The organism is Allofrancisella frigidaquae, assembly GCF_012222825.1.
In the GTDB taxonomy this organism is placed as follows: Bacteria; Pseudomonadota; Gammaproteobacteria; order Francisellales; family Francisellaceae; genus Francisella; species Francisella frigidaquae.
This window is the reverse complement of record NZ_CP038017.1, coordinates 1322753-1343468: the sequence shown is the minus strand read 5'-3', so window position 1 is coordinate 1343468 and position 20716 is coordinate 1322753. Positions and strand designations below refer to the sequence as shown.

Sequence of the window (20716 nt, the reverse complement as noted above, 5' to 3'; positions counted from 1 at the left end):
TATCAATGATTTTCTGCACTTTGAATTGGAATTGGTATTACAGTTTTTTTAAAGATAGAAGTTTGTGACTTTTATTTATGTTAAACTGTTTATTCCAGTAATAAAGAAATATTACCTAATGCTAAATTTTCTTAAAAAGATAACATACCAAGATATAATATTCTATTTTTTATGTATATCTTTATTTATAGTTTTTCTGATGCCTTTTATGCCTTATAGTACCCTAAATTTAATTAAAACCTCATCTGGTGGAAAGACGGTTTTTTTAAATGATATTCTTTCAGAAAACCTTTATTTGTTTAAGGTGAGATATCTTATTTTCTACTATACTTTATGTATTTGTAGTATAGCAATAATCTTTAATACAAAGCTTTTAGCTAGATTAATAAACTATTTTAAAGGCTTTAGTAAATTGGTCCAAACCTCGATATGCTTGTTTTTTATATTTGGGTTAATCTCATCATCTTTTGCTATCTCTCCTTCGATAGCTTTTAAGGGAGTTAGTGTTACTTTCTTACAATTTATTTGTGTGCTATTTGTTGCGTACTATGTTAGCCAAAATACTACCGTGGTAAAAAGGTTTTACATGATAATTTTGTTGTCTCTAATATTTTTTGGTGGTAGTTTATTTTTGCATTTGCTTTTGTCTAACTTTTCCGTTTATGGTCAAATAGTAGCTGGTAATATTCAGAAGGTTTTATTATATACATATAACTGCCTGAATCCTCGTTTTTTAGATAATTATTTTAGTTGGTTTATACCTTTGTTATTGCTGCCATGGTTTATTAACTTAAGACCAATATTTAAAGTAGGGTCTTTAATAGCTTTAGTGATGGTTTGGTTTGTGCTTATTAATCATGCCTTTAGGACAGTCGTGGCTGAGTACATAATTATATTTCCATTACTTATGTTTTATAACCGTAAGATGTTTAAGCTAGTATTGAAAATTTTTATTGTAAGTATAGTTATAGCAATTATTACTAATTTTTTATATATCAATTATATTATGGCAGTTCCAAATCAGGAGGTTTCTACTATTTTTAGGTACGGCACATCTGGGCGTATACCAGTATGGATAGAAGCCTTTAAGATAGGTCTTGAATATCCTTTTACAGGGATAGGGCAATGGAATTATATAGCTATCACAAAATATGATTCTGCTGGTTATCCTCATAATTTACTATTAGAAATTTGGTCGCAGTGGGGGATATTAGCATTTGTAATGGCGATAGTAGTTATTTTTACTGCTATTAAAAACTTATTTAAACAACGTATAGAGATATGTGAAAATCCATATTACTGTATTTTTATAATGATGTTAACAGCTGGAATGGTTGATGGTATGTTAAACGCTATGTTTAAAACATCTTTGGGTTTATTCGGTTGTGTCTTTGTATTTGGATTTTGTTTATCAATATTTAAGTCCAATGGACAGCAAAATACAGAAGCATTTAGCTTGGCTTTTCTCGTTACTAGATTAACAGTTTTTATTAGTATATTTTGTATAATTATTTTACCTTTAATTTTTCCACCTATGTGGATTTAGCAAATAATGAAGGCTGTTGAATTAATTTGATTTTGTAATAAGTCCTAGATATAAAAGCAGTACTAATTGAAATAGCTTAAAACCAAGCTATTTTGGTAGATTCCGTTGACAAGCCTGACGAAATGGTATACTACTTTTTAGATATTTTTGCTTGCGTTTAATCCATCTGATTCCAGCTTGCATCAGTTCCAGAGTGGAAATGAATTTTTAGTTTGTGAGAATACTAAAGATATTAGACTTCGATCAACTATGTTCAGTAACCGGTTAGCTTAGCTATCTTATTTTCTTATAGGTTATTATTAAATCAACAGCCTTTTGGTATTATTTTTTATCTAGAGAAACAGCATAATCACATTCTGTATTGGGGCATGCTTTTTGCTCACCATCTTTCTTTGTGGTTTTATGCAAAAGTATAGGTGAATTGCATTTAGGACAAGGCTCTTTAATCGGAGGATACCAATATGCGTTTTTACATTTTGGAAACCCTGAGCAAGCATAAAACACTTTTCCTTTACGAGATTTCTTTTCAACTATGTGATTTTGATTACATTTAGGGCAGACTACACCAGTATCTTTAGGCTTCTCAAGCGGTTCCATATGTTTACAAGTCGGATAGTTAGAACAACCAATAAACTTTCCATAACGCCCTTGTTTTATATGTAGATCAGAGTCACATTTAGGGCATTTTCTATCTTCAATAACAATAGGTTCTTCTTTTTCTTTTGGTTCTTCGCCTGCACCGACTATTTGTCTTGTGTAGGTACATTTAGGATAATTTGTACAACCAATAAAACGACCATTTTTACCTAAACGTAATGATAGTTTACTGCCACATTCTGGACAGTCTTCATCAATTACTTCTTGAACAACATCTTTACGAGATACCTCTTCAGAGATTTTATTTATTCTTTCTATAAAAGGTTGCCAGAAATTATTCAAAACACTCAAATAATCATTTTTATGATTAGCAATTTCATCTAGCTCTTCTTCAAGCCCGGCGGTATAGGAGTATTCTACATATTTTTTAAAATACTCTGTTAAAAACTTATTTACAACTCTGCCTTTATCTGTGGGGATAAACCTTTTTTTCTCAATCTCCACATAATCTCTTTGCTGAAGTGTGGATATGATACTAGCGTAAGTAGAAGGTCGCCCAATACCATATTTCTCAAGAGCCTTGACTAAAGATGCTTCTGTAAATCGTGGTGGGGGCTCCGTTGAGTGAGCTTTACTTATAATATCGTTAAGTTTGACCTTTTCACCTTTTTCAAATTTTGGTAAAGTTTGTTGGCTTTCAGGATCATCTTGGTCATCCTCATCTTTCTCAACGTTATATAAGCTTAAAAAGCCAGCATCAACTATAACTGTACCAGTAGTTCTAAATTTGTGTTTGCTATTTTCTGTAATTAAATCAACAGAGGTGCTATTTAAAGTAGCATGCTTCATTTGGCAAGCTATCGTTCTATTATAAATTAGACTATATAACTTAAACTCATCTGAAGTTAGATGTTCTTTAATAGATTCTGGTGTTCTACTTGCTGCTGTTACTCTTATAGCTTCATGTGCTTCTTGAGCATTTTGGGATTTTTTGCTAAACACACGAGGTTTGCTTGGTAGCATACCTTTTTGATATTTTGACTCTATGAAGTTTCTTATGTCATCTAAGGCATCGTTAGATAAATTTGTAGAATCAGTTCTCATATATGAAATAAGACCAACTGACTCACCATCACCCAGGTCTATACCTTCATAGAGTTTTTGTGCAACAGACATGGTTTTTTTCGCTGTAAAGCCTAATTTTTTAGCTGCTTCTTGCTGTAGAGTTGAAGTTATAAAAGGCGGATATGGGTTTCTTTTTAATGTTTTTTCTATTATTTCATTAACTATAAGATATCCGTTAGCGTCTTTTAAAATGGTTTTTTTAGCTGCTAACGCTGATTTTTCATCAGTAAAACTAAATTGCTCTATTTTATTTTCATTGAACTCTATTAAGTTTGCCAGTATTTGCTTTTGTTTAAAAGTATCTGCAGTAAGACTCCAATAATCTTTTTTAATAAAGTTTTCACGCTCAATTTCACGTTCGACTATCATGCGTAAAGCGGGACTTTGCACTCTTCCAGCAGATAACCCACTTGTAATCTTACGCCATAGTAAAGGAGATAGGTTAAAACCAACTAGAAAATCTAAAGCTTGACGAGCTTTTTGAGCATTCACAAGATCCATAGAAATTTCTTTAGGGTTAGCTATAGCATTAGATACAGCTGTTTTAGTGATTTCATTAAAGCTAATTCTATAAACATTCTTACCTTTTAGGAGTTTAGCGTTTTTAAGGATTTCTTGAACATGCCATGATATAGCTTCTCCTTCTCTATCTGGATCAGTAGCAAGATATATATTTTCAGCTTCTTGAGCAGATTTTTTTATAGCTTCAATATGCTTTTTACTTTTATCGTTAACAACATATTTAATTTTGAAGTTATCATTTACATCTATCGAAGTATCTTTAGAAGGGATCTCTCTTACATGCCCAAACGAGGCTAAGATATCAAAATCTTTTCCTAAGTATTTTTTGATAGTTTTAGTTTTTGCTGGTGATTCTACGACCACTAAATTTTTTGCCATTTTTTACCTTTTTCTAATTTTTTTCTAAAAAAGAGTTTTATTTATGCTTTGTAGTTGCATTATAAAATATAAGAAAAGCAGATGCTTATCAATAGTTAATATCATAAAAGTTAGTTTTATAGTCAATAAATATAGACTATAATTCTGTAAGTATTTTTAATTATTAATAAGCTAAGCTATATAGTTTAAGGTTTTGATTAGATGAAAGCAGCTAAAGTAATTTCTTTACTCCAGCAAAAAGGAGGTTCTGGGAAAACCACTACCGCAATCAATATAGCGTGTGGTTTAAAAGAGTTGGGTTTTAAAGTTGCCATAGTAGACATGGATAAAGATAAACCAGATGCATACATGTGGATGACAAAAAACAATGAAAACAATGATTTTGTTTATAACTTAGATGAGAAAAATGTTCGTGAAAAGGTCCTAGAATTAAAATCCTCCGTAGATTTTATAGTTATTGATACTCCTCCAAATTTCCAAACAGCTGCATTAAAGTCAGCTTTGTTGTCAGATTTAGTTGTGATTCCATGTTCACCAAGCGGTATGGATCTATCTGGATTGGTAGAAGCAAAAGATTTAGCTTTAACAGCAAATAAACCATATAAGTTTTTTGCAAATAGAGTACAAATGCAATCGAATATGTCAAAAAGTTTAATAGAATTTTTTGAAGAAGATGGACATTTTTTTGAAGCTTTTGTTTCCCAAAGTGTTAAATTTATCGAAGCTGAAGCGGAAGGTGTGTATATAGGTGACTATGCAAATGGCAGTAAAGTTCATCTTCAAGTTAAAAAGCTTGCTAGAGAGGTAGAAGAGTTTTTTGGAGAGGGTATAAATGGCTAAAAAAATATCTCTAGCTAATCGTAAAATTAACCAAAAAATTAATGACCCAGTAAGCCAAGAGAAAAAAGATATTCTAAGAGCTATGCAGCTACAGGAATTAAGTGAGCAAGCAAGCAAAGTAGGTAGACTTTTTGAACTACCTCTTAGTATTGTACAGCCAGATAAAAACCAGCCGCGTAAAACATTTAAAAACATAGAATCTTTAGCAGATAGTATTAGAGAAAATGGTGTGATTCAACCAATTATAGTTACACCTAAAAATATTGATGGTACTCACCATATAATTGCAGGTGAAAGAAGGTATCTAGCAAGTATACAAGCAGAGCGTAGTACGATACCATGTATTGTTAGGGAAGAAGAGTCTGATGCAAGTATACTATTGTTACAACTTCTAGAGAATGATCAACGTGAGAACGTTTCACCATTTGAAGAAGCAGACGCATTAAGACAATTGATTGAAGTTAAAAAACTAAAAAAAGCTGATATAGCAAAAATACTTGGACGAGATGCAAGCTGGATTTCTATGCGCTTGAAAATATCTGATGCAGATGAAAATATTCGCAAATTAGCCCAAAAAGGTATCATAGAAGATGTACGAACTTTATATGAGTTAAAAAAGTTTGCAGAAGAGATACCAGAAGGTGCTAGCGAGTTTGTTAAAAAAGCCTTGGATAATAAGATTTCAGGATCCTTTAGATCAGCTATAACACGTTATAGAGAAAACTGGAAAAGAAAAACACAAATTTTAGACAGTACAAAACTAGATGTGATAAATGTAAAAGAAGTATCTAAAGAAGGTAAGTTTCTAAAAATAAAAGGGTCTCGTTCAGGATTAAAAGCACACACATATACTTTTGAGATAACAGAAAAATTTAAAAAAATACTATTTGAAGCACTTGTAAAATAAGATTTATGAAGGTAGCTATATTACAAACAGATCATATTCCAGAACATCGACGTGAAATGGCTGGAGGTAATTATCCAGAGATGTTTGCAAATTTATTTTTTAAACTGTCATTGATTGTGGATTTTGATATTTTTGATGTGACAGAGCAAGATTATCCATCAGATTATGATATATATGATGGTTTTATAATAACAGGTAGTAAAGCTACTGCATTTGATAACTTACCATGGATATCTAAGCTTAAATCAACTATAGTTGAGTTGTATAATAGTAGTAAAAAAATAATAGGAGTTTGCTTTGGTCATCAGATTTTAGCACAAGCTTTAGGAGGCAGAGTTGAGCGAGCTACTAAAGGTTTCTCTGTTGGAATAAAAAATGTAAAAATTTTAACTAAAAAATCGTGGATGGAGCCATTTCATCATTATCTGAGTTTATTGTTTTATCATCAAGATATGATAGTTGAGCTCCCAACTGGTGCTGAACTTATTGGAACTAGTGACTATTGTCAGATCCAGATGTTTTGTATTAGTAATCAAATATTTGGTATACAAGCTCATCCAGAGATGTTAAAAACACATAATTACGCTTTGATAAAAGAGTATCAAGATGAGATAAAAAATGAATTTCAGCATGCTTTAGAAAGTTTGAGAATAAGAGATAATAGTTTAGTTATAGGCCATTGGATGGCAAATTTTTTTGAATTTAAGGATTAATGATGCAGATTAAACGTTTAGTTGTATTTGGTGATAGTTTATTAGATGCGGGGAATATTATAAAAACGCTAGATGTACCAGGGGAGCCGTATTATCAAGGTAGATTCTCTAACGGTATAGTGTCTACAGAATATTTAGCTCAGTATATCGCTAAAGACCAAAATATAGAGACTATTGAGCATAAAAGTTATGCTATTGGCGGTGCTTTAACTCATGGTAATAATCCTTCATCTTTACTGAGGTACCATTCTTTTGCTGTCTCACAACAGTTAATAAGATTTGAAAATGAAGAGGGAAGATTTTCTAAAGATGATCTTGTGATTATAAATGGCGGAGCTAATAATTTTATGTTTACCGTTTACAATGAAATACCTTATATAAATCTTATGGCTAAACTCAGAGTTGCCAGAGACCTTAAAAAAATAATTATAAAAACTATTAAGATGGGCGCTAGTAATATTATAGTTTGGAATATTCCTGATGTGACTAAAGCACCTGCTTATAAAGACTATTTGTCTAATTGGGTTGGCAAGTTTTTTAGATCATATTTGCAACTAAATATTAATTTACAAAATAACCTGCTTAAAAGTCGTGTAAATGATTTGCAACTTTTATTCCCTAAAGTAAATATAAAGCTCTTTGATTTTTATGCTTTACTGAATGATTGTTTTAATAATCCTACTGATTATGGTTTTGAAAATGTTACAGATATTTGCGTAGATAGTTATGGAGGAGCAGATTCTCTTGGCAATATTCAATATGATATAGAGTTGGTAAATGACCCGGATAAATTTTTATGTTGGGATTATTGTCATCCTACAACAAAAGGTCATGAAGTAATAGCCAAGAGAATGTTTGAGCTTTTAAAGCATAATATTTAACCTTTAAATCCTAGAGCAATAATATAAAACTCTCTGGATCTAGGTCGTGACGATTTGGGTTTAAATTGAGTAACTTTGGTAAAGTGGTTTTTAACTTGCTTTATATATGTATCAGCCCCTTCACCTTGAAAAATTTTAGCTACGAAACCACCACTTTTTTTAAGATTGTTTATTGCAAAATCTAGAGCTAGTTCTAATAAGAATATAGATTTAGCTTGATCAGAAGTTTTATTGCCGCTTATATTTGGAGACATATCAGAAACTATACAGTCTATTTTGTTTTGACCAATTAGGTTATTTAGCTTCTCATAAGTTTCATCACTTGTGAAATCGCCTTGAATAAAATCCACGCCTGGGATAGGTGCCATTTCAAGTAAGTCAAGAGCGATAAGTTTTCCATTAGAACCAATATATTTGATTATCTGCTCAGACCAACCACCTGGAGCAGCGCCTAGGTCTATAACAAACATATTTTGTTTAAATATTTTATATTTTTCTTGAATCTCAATTATTTTAAAGCTTGCTCTACTACGATAGCCTAGTTTATTTGCCTGAATAACATAGTAATCTGAGTTGTGCTCTTGTACCCAGCGTTTACTGCTAGCTGTTTTAACCATTTTTTGTATTTATTGGAAAGTTTGTTATATTGTATGAATATTTAAATCTTAAATAAAGTCTAATCCCTGTTTTAGGGTTGATATAAATTTATAAATCTATGTCTTTTGGATATAATAGTTATATATTGAGTGTTTATAGGTTTATAAATGTTAAAGAAAATATTTCTTATAGGTGTAGGCGCTTTAGTTATTAGTTCTTGTACAATTAGAGAAGACATTCAAGATAATATAGATCATTATAATAGACTAACTAGAGACCAAAATGTTAAGGAAATTAGTTTTGATAAATATACAAATACAGTTGAGGGAATGCGATTTTTAGTTGCAAATCACCCGGATCAAGTAATTCTCTTAGATGGTGAAGACTTTGATGTCAGGTATAATAAATTGGTAAGTTACCTTAAGCATGAAGAATACACTATAGTAGTTGATGAAAAATTACCAGCAGTAGCTACAATTATAGCAGAGGTTAATAAGCCTATGCCTGATGTTCATTATGTTGGTATCTTAATGGAACAGAATTCTCGAGCTAAGCAAACTAAATATAGTATAGTTTACGGAGATAATAATTTCTTAGCTCGTAAATTTTATAATGATTATAAAAAAACACTGTAAAGTAAAAGTTTGTAATTCTTAAACTAGCTTTAAGTAAATTTTGGATTTTAATCCTTGAGCGTGGTTTGTGCACATCTTTAGAGACTTGACTTGTACATACTTAGCTTGGTTATTATAATCGTAGTACCAGCAGAAGTATGAATATAGATATAAATGTGGACATGATCGCGTATAAAAAGCTTAAGTTTGAGAGTAGTTTGTCTCTAGAAACGCTTTTTCAAAGTAGCCAAGGTTATGATAATAACTTTCGGGATCTAAACAGCCCATATAGAGATAGTTTTAAGTGTAGTTTCCAAGGTATTTTCAGAAAGTGGAGGACTTTAAAAGGAGACCACTATCAAGGTGATTTTGTTTGGGACGGTAGTGATAATATTACTATAGGAGATCTCTTTTTTGGCACTGGCCGCGGTGGTTACCCAAGCTTGACAGAGCAAGGTGAGTTACTAAAATAAATAACCCATTAAGTGGCAAGGGTATGAAAATCAAGCAAGGATTATATAAGACGAAAGTATGTACTACTTGTGTTAGTTTATGACTTTATTAACTTGCACTAATTTCATTTCAAGGTTAAAGGCAATATGTGATAAGGTTTTGATAGTGCAGTTAGATTAAAGCAAGTGTGAAACTATTAAAAATCGCTAGGTAATAATAGGTTTACTTATATCAATTTATTCTTAATATTAGTTTGGAATGAAGTATTGGTAATAGGAATTTTTATTGGGTAACTCATTTGGAAACGTTCTAGGTATGGTATATTTTCCAAAATTCTGCCCTCCTTTAGAACCATACTGAATAATATCAGAAGCATTATAATCGAACATAGGTTCATTTTTTCTGCCATAAAAGACAAGTCCATGATCGGCTGTTCGCTTTTTGAAAAAATAAGATCTTGGTTTAAGTGGATTGTCATTGTCTTCTAGTTTATCTCGATTGACAAGTAAATTTTGTTGTTTTGGGTTCAAAGACATATCCAGATAATTAGGATAACAAAGTTGGAATCGGTTTAATCTCTCCGTTGTGGTTGCGAATCGATATTTATCATCTTCGATAAATGATAGCATTTGCAATGCTTTTAAACTTGATCCTGCTCCGTAAACAGAGATGCATCTGTCGTTATGATCAACGGATAAGGTAAAAACAATTTTGTCCAGTGCAGTGCCACGTAACCGTCCATTTGCAAGTCCTGCAAAGAATTTTTGGTAGTCCATTTTGAAATATCTATCCATATCATTTTCATGCATGGAGAGATATAAAAAAGAACCATTTATTTTTGTCATTGTTTTTTTCTTTATTTCTTGAAGTTTTTGCTCATAACATTTTTTTATCTGCTCCTGAGAAATTACTTTTTTAAGAGCCAGTTGACGTCTAAAGTTACGAATGTTACGAGCAAGATCTTTATAATTAGCCTCTCTTTTTGATATGATCTGTTGGATTTCAGGTTCTTGTATATGGTTATATCCTGCACTATTACAACACATAAGAACAAGTTCGTTCACGTTTTCAAAGTAACCTAATAATGCACTAAAGAACCGTCCACTTGCTTGTAATTTACCATAGTTTACTCCATATATCATGGTGCGATCTAAGTTTTCATGGGAACCATCTGTTGTAGAGATTAGTCCACCATGACTATACCATATAATTCTGTCATATTTTTTAGCATCAAGACAATTAATTTTAGGCATGTTTTCAATAGTTGACCACCATATGTCAGCATCTAAATATTCTTTAGGACCATAATCTGAGGGTTGTAACATAATGAAATCAGAGTTTTCCATCAACTTTAATCGGCCACTTAAATGGACTGTAAATTCAGTTTTTAGATCAAGACTATTCATTATATGTAGGGTTTTCATGAAATAAACGTTTCCTTAAGTTTTAGAGTTATCTGTTACAATAGCTTCCTGGCGTCTATGTTACATAAGTTTTTCCCAGTAATCTATAATTTCAACTTGCTTTTTTTACATATGTTTATCAAATTTAGATATGTTGTATGATAAATTTAGGTTCCGAACAAAATTTTTTACAATATGTATGTAAGTATATTTAAATATTTTTGCGAAACAAAAAATATACTTAATGCACATGGAATCTAATTTGTTCGTCTTTTTTATGAACAATCTGTTTCAGCGAGGAATACTTTTATATCAGTATTTACTTGTTATCATCTGTTTAATTTCAACTTGCAACAGTCTTATTAGTTTGAATCTAATTTTTATTTTTAAGCTAAGCGTCAGATGTCTCAAACGTATTGCCTAAAATTTGTCTGTAAAATATGTTTAATTTAAACTAAGGTTTTTTAGTAAAAGACTTTAAGATTATCAATATGACCCCACAAGTGATTGCTGAATCTGCAATATTAAAAGCAGGCCAGTGGTAGTTACCAAGATGAAAATCTAAGAAGTCTATTACAAACCCTCTAAAAGCTCGGTCATAAAAATTTCCTAACGCACCACCAAGTATTAATGAAAAAGAGATTAGATTTAATTTACCTTGTATTGGTTGTTTGATAATTAAGTATATTAGTATGACTGCAGCTATCAATGAAATCGACGAGAACATAATTAGTTGCCATGAGGTTTGGCTATTACTTAAAAAGCTAAATGCTGCTCCATGGTTATACAATAAAGTTAAGTTAAAAAAGCTTGTTACTTTAACAGGAGTAGCAAAATTTAAGTTGATGTTAGCTAAGTATTTGGTATACAAATCAAGAGCTATGATTATAATAGCTAATCCAAAATACTTAAGTTTAGGTCTAAGCATATTTGCGAGACTCCCCTAATTCCATTGTAATATTTTCTATGCAACGACTGCATATATCTTTATGTTCAGGATTTTCGCCAACTGTAGAGCTACGGTGCCAACACCTTTCGCATTTTGGTTCTTGTAATTTTTGAATGTCGATATATAAACCTTGTATACTTGATTGAGTGGCAATACTAGACTTTTCACTAAGATTTTTTAACTCAGCTTCAGAAGATATTAGTAAAAACCTTAGTTCATCCTCAATTTTTGCTAGAAGTTCATAGTTTTGTTTGTCAGCATAAAGGGTTATTTTTGCTTCCAAAGATGCTCCAATAAGACCTTCATTTCTCTTTATCTCGAGTACTCTATTTACTTCAGATCGAACTTCTTGAATTTTTGCCCAGAAATCTAAATCTAATTCATCAGTAGGCGAGAATGATTTTAACTCTGTATACCATTCACATAACTGTATTGGTAGATCGGTAGTTTTTGGAGCAGCTTCCCAGATTTCATCAGCTGTATATGATAAGATCGGAGCTATCCATCTAACTAATGCATGCACAATATGGTAAATTGCAGTTTGTGCTGACTTACGTGGATGTCCATCAGTTTTAGCCGTGTATTGTCTATCTTTAATAATATCAAGATAAAAGCTACCCATTTCAATTGAGCAAAAATGATGTATTAGCTGCGCTACAGTATGAGTTTGATAGTTTTCATAAGCTTGAATTACTTTATCCTGAAATTCTTTTGTTTTTGCTATAGCCCACTGGTCAAGTTTGACTAACTTGTCAAATTCTATGATATCAGACTTAGGATCAAAACCAGTTAGGTTTGATAATAAAAACCTTGCTGTATTACGCAATCTACGGTATGTATCAGCTGTTCTTTTAAGAATTTGGTCTGACACAGCCATTTCACTTTTATAGTCACTAGAAGCAACCCATAAACGCAAGATGTCAGCTCCTAAAGTATTATAGATATCTTGAGGAGATGTGACATTACCTAAAGATTTAGACATCTTACGGCCATGTTCATCAACTACAAAGCCATGAGTTAAAACTTCCTTGAAAGGTTTTTCTCCTTTAGCAGATAATCCAACAAGTAGAGAGGTTTGGAACCAACCACGATGTTGGTCTGACCCTTCTAAATATAGATCAGCAGGGTAACTTAATTGAGGGTCTTTGTCTAATACACACATGCTGGATGATCCTGAGTCAAACCAAACATCTAAAGTATCTTTTACAGATTTATATTCGTTAGTTTCTGATATGAATTCGCTATCATCAGCATTAAACCAAGCTTCAATACCACCTTTTTCTATTTTTTTGGCTACTTTCTCAAGAATTTCAGCTGTATTTGGATGTAGCTCTTCTGTATCTTTATGTATAAACAGTGGTAGCGGTACTCCCCAAGTTCTTTGACGAGAGATGCACCAGTCAGGTCTGTCTTTCATCATAGCTTCTATACGGTTTTGACCCCATGAAGGAATCCACAGTGTGTTTTTAATAGCAGTCATCGCGTTATTGCGTAAATTCTGTTTCTCCATGCTTATAAACCACTGTGGGGTAGCTCTAAACATTAAAGGGGTTTTATGACGCCAGCAATGAGGATAGCTATGTTTAACTTTATCAAAATTCATTAAACGTTTTCTTTCACCTAAAAGCTCTACTATTCGATCATTAGCTTTGAAAATGAATTCACCGGCAAAGAGTTTAGTATTTTCACTATAACAACCATTGCCTTTTACAAAGGATTCCATAGACAGATTATGTTCTTTACCTATAGAGAAATCTTCTACACCATGAGTAGGAGCTGTATGAACCATACCAGTACCATCAGTATCAGTCACATGATCACCATGTAAAATAGGAACATGGCGGCTGTAAAAAGGGTGTTCAACAAATATACCGGTTAGCTTATCTCCAGTAGTTGTTGCGATAATTTTAGCATTATCTGTAGCGTACCTTTTTAAAGTTTGCTCAATTAAGCCACTAGCTAGTATTATGTAAAAGTTATCAATTTCTACTAGACTATAATTAAGATTATCGTGTACAGCAATAGCTTGGTTAGCAGGTAGTGTCCATGGGGTGGTAGTCCATATCACCGCAAAAGCTTCATTTTTTAGAGATTCTAATCCAAACGCTTTAGCAAGTTTATCATGGTCTTTTACTTTAAATTTTACATCGATTGCTGGTGAGACTTTATCCATATACTCAACTTCAGCTTCAGCTAATGCTGAGCTACAATCAGTACACCAGTGTACGGGCTTAAATCCTTTACTTAGATGACCGTTTGAGATTATTTTAGCTAAAGTTCTTATCATGTTAGCTTCGTATTCAAAGTCCATTGTCAGATAAGGGTTTTCCCAGTCTCCTAATACACCTAATCTTTTAAAATCTTTTTTTTGTAACTCTACTTGTTGTTTTGCATATTTACGACATTCTTTTCTGAAAGTATTTTCATCTATCTTTTGTCCAGCTTTACCATATTTTTTTTCAACTTGTAGCTCAATTGGCAAACCGTGGCAATCCCATGTTGGAATATATGGAGCATCGTAACCACTTAAAGTTTTTGATTTTACTATAATATCTTTAAGAATTTTATTAACAGCATGGCCAACATGTATATTTCCATTAGCATAAGGGGGCCCATCATGAAGTATAAATTTATTTCTTCCAGCAAAATGCTCACGGATTTTTTTGTAGATACCTTGTTTTTCCCATTTGTTAAGAATCATGGGCTCTTTGTTTGCAAGGTTACCTTTCATGGAAAAAGAGGTTTTAGGAAGATTTAAAGTGTCTTTGTAATCACTCATGCGGATTCCTTAGTTTATTTGGTATATGATTAATTTAAAGTTTAATGAAATCAAACTATTTAAATACAAATTATAAAGTACAAAGCTAGTTATGTTAATAGTCTAGGATGTAGTTATCAATCTTTTTGCTGTTTGTATATCTTTGGCTATTTGGTCTTTTAGCTCCTCAAAGGAGTTAAATTTCTTTTCAGCACGAATAAATTTAAGTATTTCTACAGTAATATGCTTTTTATAAATTTCTTTATCAAAATCGAATATATGAGTTTCTAAGAGGTTTTTTTTGCCGTCCATAGTTGGTCTGGTTCCGGCGTTAGAAACACCATAAAAAATATCATCATCAATATATATTTTAGTTAAATAGACACCTTTTAACACAGAGTTTTTAAGTAATTTTTGGTTTGCAGTATGGAAACCTATTTTTCTACCGTTTTTTTGTCCGTGTATAACTCGTGAGTTTATTCTTAGTGGTTTTCCTAGTAGCTTTGCAGCATTTTCAAGCTGGTGGTTTTCAATAGCTGTACGTATTTGGCTGCTACTAATGCGTTGGTTGTTAAGAGTTAAAGTAGATATTTTATCAACCTGAAAGTCATATTTTTTTGAGAGTTGTTCCAAAAGCTTATAGTCTCCTTTACGGTTTTTACCAAATTTAAAGTCATCACCAATAATTATATGCTTGATTTTTAGTTTTTTAACAAGGTATTCAGTGACAAATTCCTCGGCATCAATATTGGCAAATTGCTCATTAAATTTTTGACAAATAATGTTTTTTATCCCTGCATGATTAATATTTATAATTTTGTTTCTAAAGTCATAAATTCTAGTAGGAAGTTTTTCTTTTCTAAAAAACTCTTTGGGTAAAGGTTCAAAGAAAAAAACAAAAGGAGCTAAAATATTTAAATATGAGATTGAAAGAAGTTCATTAATTACGGTTTGATGTCCTAAATGAACCCCATCAAAAGCTCCTATTGCTACAGCTGTATTCTGGGTACTAGAGAATTTGTTTAGGTGGGTTATTATGTTCATTACTAATGTTTTATTGGATGTTGGAAAAACCATAACTAATAGCATTATAGTATTCATTTTTTGTTGAAAAAAAGCAACTGCTGTTAGATACTTATTAGCTGTAAAAGAGCATTAGTGTATTATAGTTTTTGTACAATTTAACCTTTGGCTATATATGGAAAAGAAAAGAATAAGAAAATTAAGAAATAAAACTGGAAAAGTTTTTGCAATTGAAACGAACCTTACAGGTAGAAAGTTACTAAATAATCGCGTTTTAAATAAGGACGTAGCTTTTAGTCAAGAAGAGAGAATAGTTTTTGACTTAGTAGGGTATCTACCAGAGAAGGTGGAAAGCTTGGAAGAGCAGGCTCTTAGAGTCAGAAGGCAGCTTGATCTTAAGCCTAACTCACTAGAAAAGTACGTTTTTCTCAATAGGTTACATGATTTTAACCTTACACTTTTTTATCATTTTGTACGTGAGAATTTAGAAGAAATAATGCCGATAATATACACTCCAACTGTTGGTGAAGCTGTACAAAAGTATAGTAGCCAGTTTAGAAAACAAAGTGGTTTATTTATTTCAATTAATCATAAAAAGCATATTGGTAAAATTCTAGAAAGGTATGACTTTAATAGTATTGATTTGGTTTTGGTTACTGATGGTGAAGCTGTGCTTGGTATAGGTGACCAAGGCATAGGTGGCATGAATATCAGTATAGGCAAAATTATGGTATATGTTGCTGCAAGTGGTATAGATCCGGCTAGAGTTCTACCTGTGCAGCTTGACATGGGCACTAATAATGATGAACTACTAAGCGCGCCTGGATATTTGGGTATGCGCTTGCCAAGAGTCTCAGGAGAAACTTATGATGAATTTATTGAAGAGTTTGTAACACAAGTTAAAAGTAGGTTTCCTAATGTGTTTTTACATTGGGAAGATATTGGTAGAGATAATGCTACACGTATTCTTGAGAAATACAAAGAAAGATTATGCACTTTTAATGATGATATAGAAGGTACAGGTATTGTTGCAGCAGCTAATTGTATAGCGGGATTAAAAACTGTGAATTCTATCAGAATCAACGCAGGAGAACTAACCACAGAGCAAGCTATAAGTAGTATTAGTAACATTAAAGTAGTAATTTTTGGCGCAGGTAGTGCAGGTTGTGGTATAGCCAGACAGATTGCTGATATGATAGCAGATAGATCTCAAGTTTCTATTGAGAGGGCAAGGCAGAATATTTATCTAGTTGATAGGTATGGTTTGGTAACTGATAAGTTAAAAGCAAAACGGGTTACTCCTGAACAAAGGTTGTTTATAAAAAGCTCAAAAGAGTTTAATAAGTGGAACGTTGCTGACATAAATTGTATCACCTTAGAAGAAACTGTAAAAAACACTAAGGCTAAAATTCTAATAGGCACATCTGGTCAGCCAGGATCATTTACCGAAGAGATAATAAAAGAAATGGCTAAGCATAATAGTTATCCTATTATTATGCCTCTTTCTAATCCTACTTCATTATGTGAAGCTTTACCGGAAGATATTGTTAAATGGACTGACGGTAAAGCTCTAATAGCTACAGGTAGTCCATTCCCAGATGTTGAATATAATGGTAAGAAATATCGTATATCACAAGGTAATAACGCCTTTATTTTCCCAGGGTTAGGTCTAGGATGCGTTGCTGTACATGCTAGAGTTTTAACTAGTGGAATGATTAGGGCAGCTTGTTATAGATTGAGTGAATTGTCACCTATGGTTATTAACGAAGATATTACACAACCATTACTAGCGAAAATCACAGACTTAGTGGAAGTGACTAAAGAAATTACAAAAGCTGTAGTTAAACAAGCTATAGTAGAAGGTGTACATGAAGTAGATATAGACCTAGAAGATATGACTGATGAAGAGTTAGCTCAAGAAATAGATAGATTAATAAATCTTGCTTCTTGGACGCCGACCTATGCTCCATATATGCCAATATAAGCAATTAAAAATTTTAGTTTTTTCTCCTGTTTAATTTAATATTGTGATAAAATAGGCGTAATTTCTCAGTTGTTAAGATTTCTATTGTTTAGTTGTTGAAAATGTTATTCTTAATTGCTAAAATCAAAAAAATATATGTGTTTTTGATTAACTTACCCGGGGTTTTTAATGTTTAGAAAATTAAGTAAAACTTACGCTATTGTTGGTGGTATTCTGTCTTGTTGGAGCTTTGGTTATTCTGCAGAAAATTCTCCTGAAGTTGCTTCCCAAGGTGGGCCGTTAGGTTTTACAAGTATTGGTGAACAGGATATTGATGATAAATCATCAGATAGTAGCAGTGCTACAGGTACCAATACGACAAACATAGATGAAAGAAAGCTACTGTTACAGTTGCAACAACAAGTCCAGCAATTACAAGGTCAGTTACAACAATTAAAAAAACAACAAACAAATTTTAATAACACTTCTAGTGGCGGGTCTCAGTTTACAACTTATAGCTCTAAAGTAGATGATAATAAAGATTTTGGAAGAGCAAATCCTAATGCATCTCTGAAGGAATCTTTTATAGATAGTGACAATTCAGATATTTTAGAAAATGTTAGTTCAGATCATGCTATTGTAAACTTAGGAAACCAGTCTTTTGGAGGGGTATTTAACAAAAGCGGAGGTATTGATGTAGGGGGAGCACCTCCAATTACAACCCAAGGTCAAATAGCCTTTTTAGGTTCATATTCAGGTAACAATAGTATCCCAATTGGAATGATATCTTCAAACCTTTTTGCTTCTACATTGATGGGTCAAAGAAGTAAATTTGACGATTACTCAGTTTTCTTTGGGGGCTTTTTAGAAACTGATGCGCAAGTGTTTTTTGGTAGTCCAATTACGAAAAATAATAATGATATATCCCAAAGTAATGGTCAAAATATTTATCTAACAGCTGCAAACTTATATTTCTTATCAAACCTTGGTCATTATGTTACAGCTCAGTTTGATTTTGATACAGACGAATCTGGTAATTTTAACTTAGGTAATGCTTTCGTAATGTTTGGTAACTTAGATACATCGCCTTTCTTTGTAACTGCAGGTAGAAACAAGCTATCTGTTGGTTCTTATGGTGGTGGTGGTACTTTAACTTCGGGTATAATTAAGAATTTTTTATCACCGGGACAAGTCACTAACGTTTCTCTTAATTATAAGTCTGATACTATCAACGCCAATGTGGCGGTGTTTGGTTCAGATGATAGACGTGCTAACTTTTCTACAGGTTTATTTTATGCTGATAGTTTATCAGAAAATCTAGCAGCTGGTTTTAACGTTGGATATGTATTTAATATGGCCGGTGCAGGTAATAGTGCTCTTGCAGGAGCATTAAAAGATACACCACAAGAGAATGATAATGTGGGTGTTTTTAACCTTGATGCCAACGTAGGATATGCTATGTTAGGAGGTTTTTGGCAGGTTCAAGCAGGTTGGGCAACTACAACTAACGAAGAAAACTTCAATGGCACAGGTAATAACGTTCTTGCAGGTGCATGGTATACGGCTCTTAACTATTCACTGGAACTTTTTGGTAGAAATACTAACTTTGGTGCATCCTATGGTCAATCTTATAATGCTGCTAATATACCAATGGCTATAGCCTCTTCGCCTATTAGTTTTGGACGAGCAGCCTCAGGTATTCAAAACCAATTTATTGTTTCTGCTCAGCGAGCTTATTTTGATGATAATGTGCTATTTGGCCCAGAGTACGCGTACCAAAAGCTTTATAGTGGCCAGCATATGAATACTATTACGCTTGATGTTTCAGTATATGTTTAATAAGAATCTTTTATAGTGTAGAATAGGACCCTAAATACCATATCATAGTTGTTTTTTTAATTTTGATGTCAAAAAAAAAGTATTTTTTTTCACAGTGCTGTCAATTTTTAGTGCTAGCGTAGCTAATTCTAAAGATACTACTAGTGGTCTTAAGAATATTCAACAACAAGAAATAAGTAAATTAGTATATCAAATTCAGCTTTTAGAGCTTGAGATTGGTAACCTTAATGCCAAGCAGCAAAGTCCGGTTAGTTTGGATTTACAAAGAGAAATTATAAACTCTACTTTTAATGATGACCTTTTTGAGGATAAGAGTAAAGAGCTTCAAGAAAAGATTTTACAAGAGCGTATAAATAAGACTAATAAAAAAGTATCAGATGTTAATGTAGGCGGTGAAGTTAAGATTACAACACAGGGTCAGGTATCTTACGTCGGATCATTTTCAAGTAATAACAGTATCCCAATTGGTCAGCTACCTAGTAATTTATTTGCTTCTAGTATACTTAACCAAAGAGGGTTGTATGATGATTATGCTATTTTTTTTGGTGGTTTTATAGAAACTGATTTGCAAGGCTGGAGAGGTTCAGCTATCACTCAACGTAATGGCTCGGTGCTTGAAGGTGCTGGTGAGGGAGTTTACTTAACTGCCGCAACACTTTATTTTTTGGCAAACGTAGGTCATTATGTTACAGCTAATTTAGATTTTACAGCTAGTCAAAATAATAGCTACAATATCCAAGATGCTTTTTTCATGATTGGGAATTTAGATACGTCACCGTTTTTTTTATCTGTAGGTAAGTACAGGGTTTCTTTGGGAAGTTTTGGGGGAGGTGGTCCCTGGACAACTGGTCTAACTGCAAATATGTTTCGCCCACTTCGTGTAGCTAATGCAGCTATTAATTATAAGGGGGATACTTCAAATGCTAACTTCACAGTTTCAAATGCAGGAGATCATCCTACTTTTTCTTTGGCCTATTTTGATGCGGTTGGATTATTTGATATGGTTCAACTTGGTTTTAATACAGGATATATGCATGATATTCGTGGAGCTAATAATAGGTTTTCATTTGTAAATAAGCGAGTAGGCGAGTTTAATATTGATTTTGCTTTAAACCTTACAAATATGTTCCCTGGGAGTTTTAACTTAGGAGCAGGTTGGGCTACTACAACGAATAAAAGTATCCAATTTAATGGTATAAATGATTCCTACGCAGGAGCTTTTACAGTTCAAGCTGCATACACATTTACTATTTTCGGAAGTGGCCAAAATATCAATATCAGCTATGGACGTTCATATAATGCTGATAACATTCCTATGCCTCTTTCTTTTTCAGCAAGTAGGGTTATGGGTGCTTCAGGAATTAAAGATCAGGTATTGATCTCTACGCAAAGGTCTTTTTTTGATAATAATGTATTGTTTGGTCCGGAGTATTCTTATCAGAGTTTGTATAATGGCCAGCATATGAATACTGTTACTTTAGATATTTCAGTTTATATTTAAACCTTTGAATCAGATCAATTGTGATTGAATATGCCATTCCACATCTAAATATATATTTAAGTAAAATAATAATTATTATATGTTGATTTTTTATTTAAAACAAATAT

The 20716-nt window shown here is 32.5% G+C and carries 16 protein-coding genes; 10 read left to right on the top strand and 6 right to left on the bottom strand.

Features of this window, described 5'->3' with window-relative positions:
• The first annotated feature begins 118 nt into the window (after positions 1-118).
• Positions 119-1546, top strand: coding sequence for an O-antigen ligase family protein (locus E3E15_RS06330; RefSeq protein ID WP_245313656.1), 1428 nt, complete (start codon positions 119-121; stop codon positions 1544-1546).
• A 321-nt stretch (positions 1547-1867) separates the two neighbouring features.
• On the opposite strand, the gene topA is transcribed toward E3E15_RS06330, so the two are convergent.
• Positions 1868-4168 carry a type I DNA topoisomerase gene (gene topA, locus E3E15_RS06325; RefSeq protein ID WP_172107013.1) on the bottom strand — a complete coding sequence of 767 codons (2301 nt, stop codon included), beginning with the start codon at positions 4166-4168 and terminating at the stop codon, positions 1868-1870.
• 201 nt (positions 4169-4369) lie between these two features.
• On the opposite strand from topA, the gene E3E15_RS06320 reads away from it, so the two are divergent.
• From E3E15_RS06320 to E3E15_RS06305, 4 genes are read left to right on the top strand one after another with little or no spacing between them, the layout of a single operon-like run.
• The gene (locus E3E15_RS06320; protein ID WP_133942080.1) at positions 4370-5008 is read left to right on the top strand and encodes a ParA family protein; all 639 of its coding nucleotides are present in this window, start codon (positions 4370-4372) and stop codon (positions 5006-5008) included.
• Entirely contained in the window at positions 5001-5915 is a 915-nt protein-coding gene (locus E3E15_RS06315; protein ID WP_035720073.1) for a ParB/RepB/Spo0J family partition protein, read from the top strand. The genes E3E15_RS06320 and E3E15_RS06315 overlap by 8 nt, the downstream gene beginning before the upstream one ends.
• Positions 5916-5920: 5 nt before the next feature.
• A complete protein-coding gene (locus tag E3E15_RS06310) occupies positions 5921-6628 on the top strand; it encodes a glutamine amidotransferase-related protein (protein ID WP_172107012.1) in 708 nt (235 codons plus the stop codon).
• Positions 6628-7509 carry an SGNH/GDSL hydrolase family protein gene (locus E3E15_RS06305; protein ID WP_172107011.1) on the top strand — a complete coding sequence of 294 codons (882 nt, stop codon included), beginning with the start codon at positions 6628-6630 and terminating at the stop codon, positions 7507-7509. Before E3E15_RS06310 ends, E3E15_RS06305 begins: the two co-directional genes overlap by 1 nt.
• Here the strand turns inward: E3E15_RS06305 and E3E15_RS06300 are convergent.
• Positions 7506-8126: an RlmE family RNA methyltransferase gene (locus tag E3E15_RS06300; RefSeq protein WP_172107010.1), complete on the bottom strand. Its 621-nt coding sequence runs from the start codon at positions 8124-8126 to the stop codon at positions 7506-7508. The two genes, E3E15_RS06305 and E3E15_RS06300, sit on opposite strands and share 4 nt — an antisense overlap.
• A 147-nt stretch (positions 8127-8273) precedes the next feature.
• Between E3E15_RS06300 and E3E15_RS06295 the strand changes: the two genes are divergently transcribed.
• Both E3E15_RS06295 and E3E15_RS06290 read left to right on the top strand, forming a co-directional pair.
• A complete protein-coding gene (locus E3E15_RS06295) occupies positions 8274-8741 on the top strand; it encodes a hypothetical protein (RefSeq protein WP_035720061.1) in 468 nt (155 codons plus the stop codon).
• Between the two features lie 137 nt (positions 8742-8878).
• A complete protein-coding gene (locus tag E3E15_RS06290; RefSeq protein ID WP_172107009.1) occupies positions 8879-9193 on the top strand; it encodes a hypothetical protein in 315 nt (104 codons plus the stop codon).
• Between the two features lie 228 nt (positions 9194-9421).
• Here the strand turns inward: E3E15_RS06290 and E3E15_RS06285 are convergent, their stop codons facing one another.
• The 4 genes from E3E15_RS06285 to ribF all read right to left on the bottom strand — a co-directional run bounded on the left by E3E15_RS06285 (position 9422) and on the right by ribF (position 15327).
• Complete coding sequence (locus E3E15_RS06285) at positions 9422-10579, bottom strand: hypothetical protein (protein ID WP_172107008.1); 1158 nt, start codon at positions 10577-10579, stop codon at positions 9422-9424.
• Positions 10580-11030: 451 nt separating this feature from the next.
• On the bottom strand, positions 11031-11504 hold the full coding sequence (gene lspA / locus E3E15_RS06280) for a signal peptidase II (RefSeq protein WP_035720055.1): 474 nt from the start codon (positions 11502-11504) through the stop codon (positions 11031-11033).
• Positions 11497-14304, bottom strand: coding sequence for an isoleucine--tRNA ligase (gene ileS, locus E3E15_RS06275; RefSeq protein WP_172107007.1), 2808 nt, complete (start codon positions 14302-14304; stop codon positions 11497-11499). The genes lspA and ileS overlap by 8 nt, the downstream gene beginning before the upstream one ends.
• Positions 14305-14406: 102 nt before the next feature.
• A complete protein-coding gene (ribF, locus tag E3E15_RS06270; RefSeq protein ID WP_172107249.1) occupies positions 14407-15327 on the bottom strand; it encodes a bifunctional riboflavin kinase/FAD synthetase in 921 nt (306 codons plus the stop codon).
• A gap of 154 nt (positions 15328-15481) precedes the next feature.
• Here ribF and E3E15_RS06265 point away from each other — a divergent pair, with 154 nt between their 5' ends.
• From E3E15_RS06265 to E3E15_RS06255, 3 genes are all read left to right on the top strand, one after another.
• Positions 15482-17290 (top strand): NAD-dependent malic enzyme, encoded by a 1809-nt coding sequence (locus E3E15_RS06265; RefSeq protein WP_172107006.1) that lies wholly within the window; start codon positions 15482-15484, stop codon positions 17288-17290.
• A gap of 168 nt (positions 17291-17458) precedes the next feature.
• Complete coding sequence (locus E3E15_RS06260; protein ID WP_172107005.1) at positions 17459-19108, top strand: DUF3573 domain-containing protein; 1650 nt, start codon at positions 17459-17461, stop codon at positions 19106-19108.
• 94 nt (positions 19109-19202) lie between these two features.
• Positions 19203-20609, top strand: coding sequence for a DUF3573 domain-containing protein (locus tag E3E15_RS06255; RefSeq protein WP_172107004.1), 1407 nt, complete (start codon positions 19203-19205; stop codon positions 20607-20609).
• Positions 20610-20716 lie beyond the last annotated feature (107 nt).

What these genes read in the sequence shown, in the direction of transcription:
- E3E15_RS06320 (WP_133942080.1), top strand. Translation starts at nt 4,370, where the DNA reads ATGAAAGCAGCTAAAGTAATTTCTTTACTCCAGCAAAAAGGAGGTTCT.
- E3E15_RS06260 (WP_172107005.1), top strand. Translation starts at nt 17,459, where the DNA reads ATGTTTAGAAAATTAAGTAAAACTTACGCTATTGTTGGTGGTATTCTG.
- E3E15_RS06330 (WP_245313656.1), top strand. Translation starts at nt 119, where the DNA reads ATGCTAAATTTTCTTAAAAAGATAACATACCAAGATATAATATTCTAT.
- E3E15_RS06305 (WP_172107011.1), top strand. Translation starts at nt 6,628, where the DNA reads ATGATGCAGATTAAACGTTTAGTTGTATTTGGTGATAGTTTATTAGAT.
- E3E15_RS06285 (WP_172107008.1), bottom strand. Translation starts at nt 10,579, where the DNA reads ATGAATAGTCTTGATCTAAAAACTGAATTTACAGTCCATTTAAGTGGC.
- E3E15_RS06310 (WP_172107012.1), top strand. Translation starts at nt 5,921, where the DNA reads ATGAAGGTAGCTATATTACAAACAGATCATATTCCAGAACATCGACGT.
- lspA (WP_035720055.1), bottom strand. Translation starts at nt 11,504, where the DNA reads ATGCTTAGACCTAAACTTAAGTATTTTGGATTAGCTATTATAATCATA.
- E3E15_RS06295 (WP_035720061.1), top strand. Translation starts at nt 8,274, where the DNA reads ATGTTAAAGAAAATATTTCTTATAGGTGTAGGCGCTTTAGTTATTAGT.
- E3E15_RS06315 (WP_035720073.1), top strand. Translation starts at nt 5,001, where the DNA reads ATGGCTAAAAAAATATCTCTAGCTAATCGTAAAATTAACCAAAAAATT.
- ribF (WP_172107249.1), bottom strand. Translation starts at nt 15,327, where the DNA reads ATGAACATAATAACCCACCTAAACAAATTCTCTAGTACCCAGAATACA.
- E3E15_RS06300 (WP_172107010.1), bottom strand. Translation starts at nt 8,126, where the DNA reads ATGGTTAAAACAGCTAGCAGTAAACGCTGGGTACAAGAGCACAACTCA.
- ileS (WP_172107007.1), bottom strand. Translation starts at nt 14,304, where the DNA reads ATGAGTGATTACAAAGACACTTTAAATCTTCCTAAAACCTCTTTTTCC.
- topA (WP_172107013.1), bottom strand. Translation starts at nt 4,168, where the DNA reads ATGGCAAAAAATTTAGTGGTCGTAGAATCACCAGCAAAAACTAAAACT.
- E3E15_RS06290 (WP_172107009.1), top strand. Translation starts at nt 8,879, where the DNA reads ATGAATATAGATATAAATGTGGACATGATCGCGTATAAAAAGCTTAAG.
- E3E15_RS06265 (WP_172107006.1), top strand. Translation starts at nt 15,482, where the DNA reads ATGGAAAAGAAAAGAATAAGAAAATTAAGAAATAAAACTGGAAAAGTT.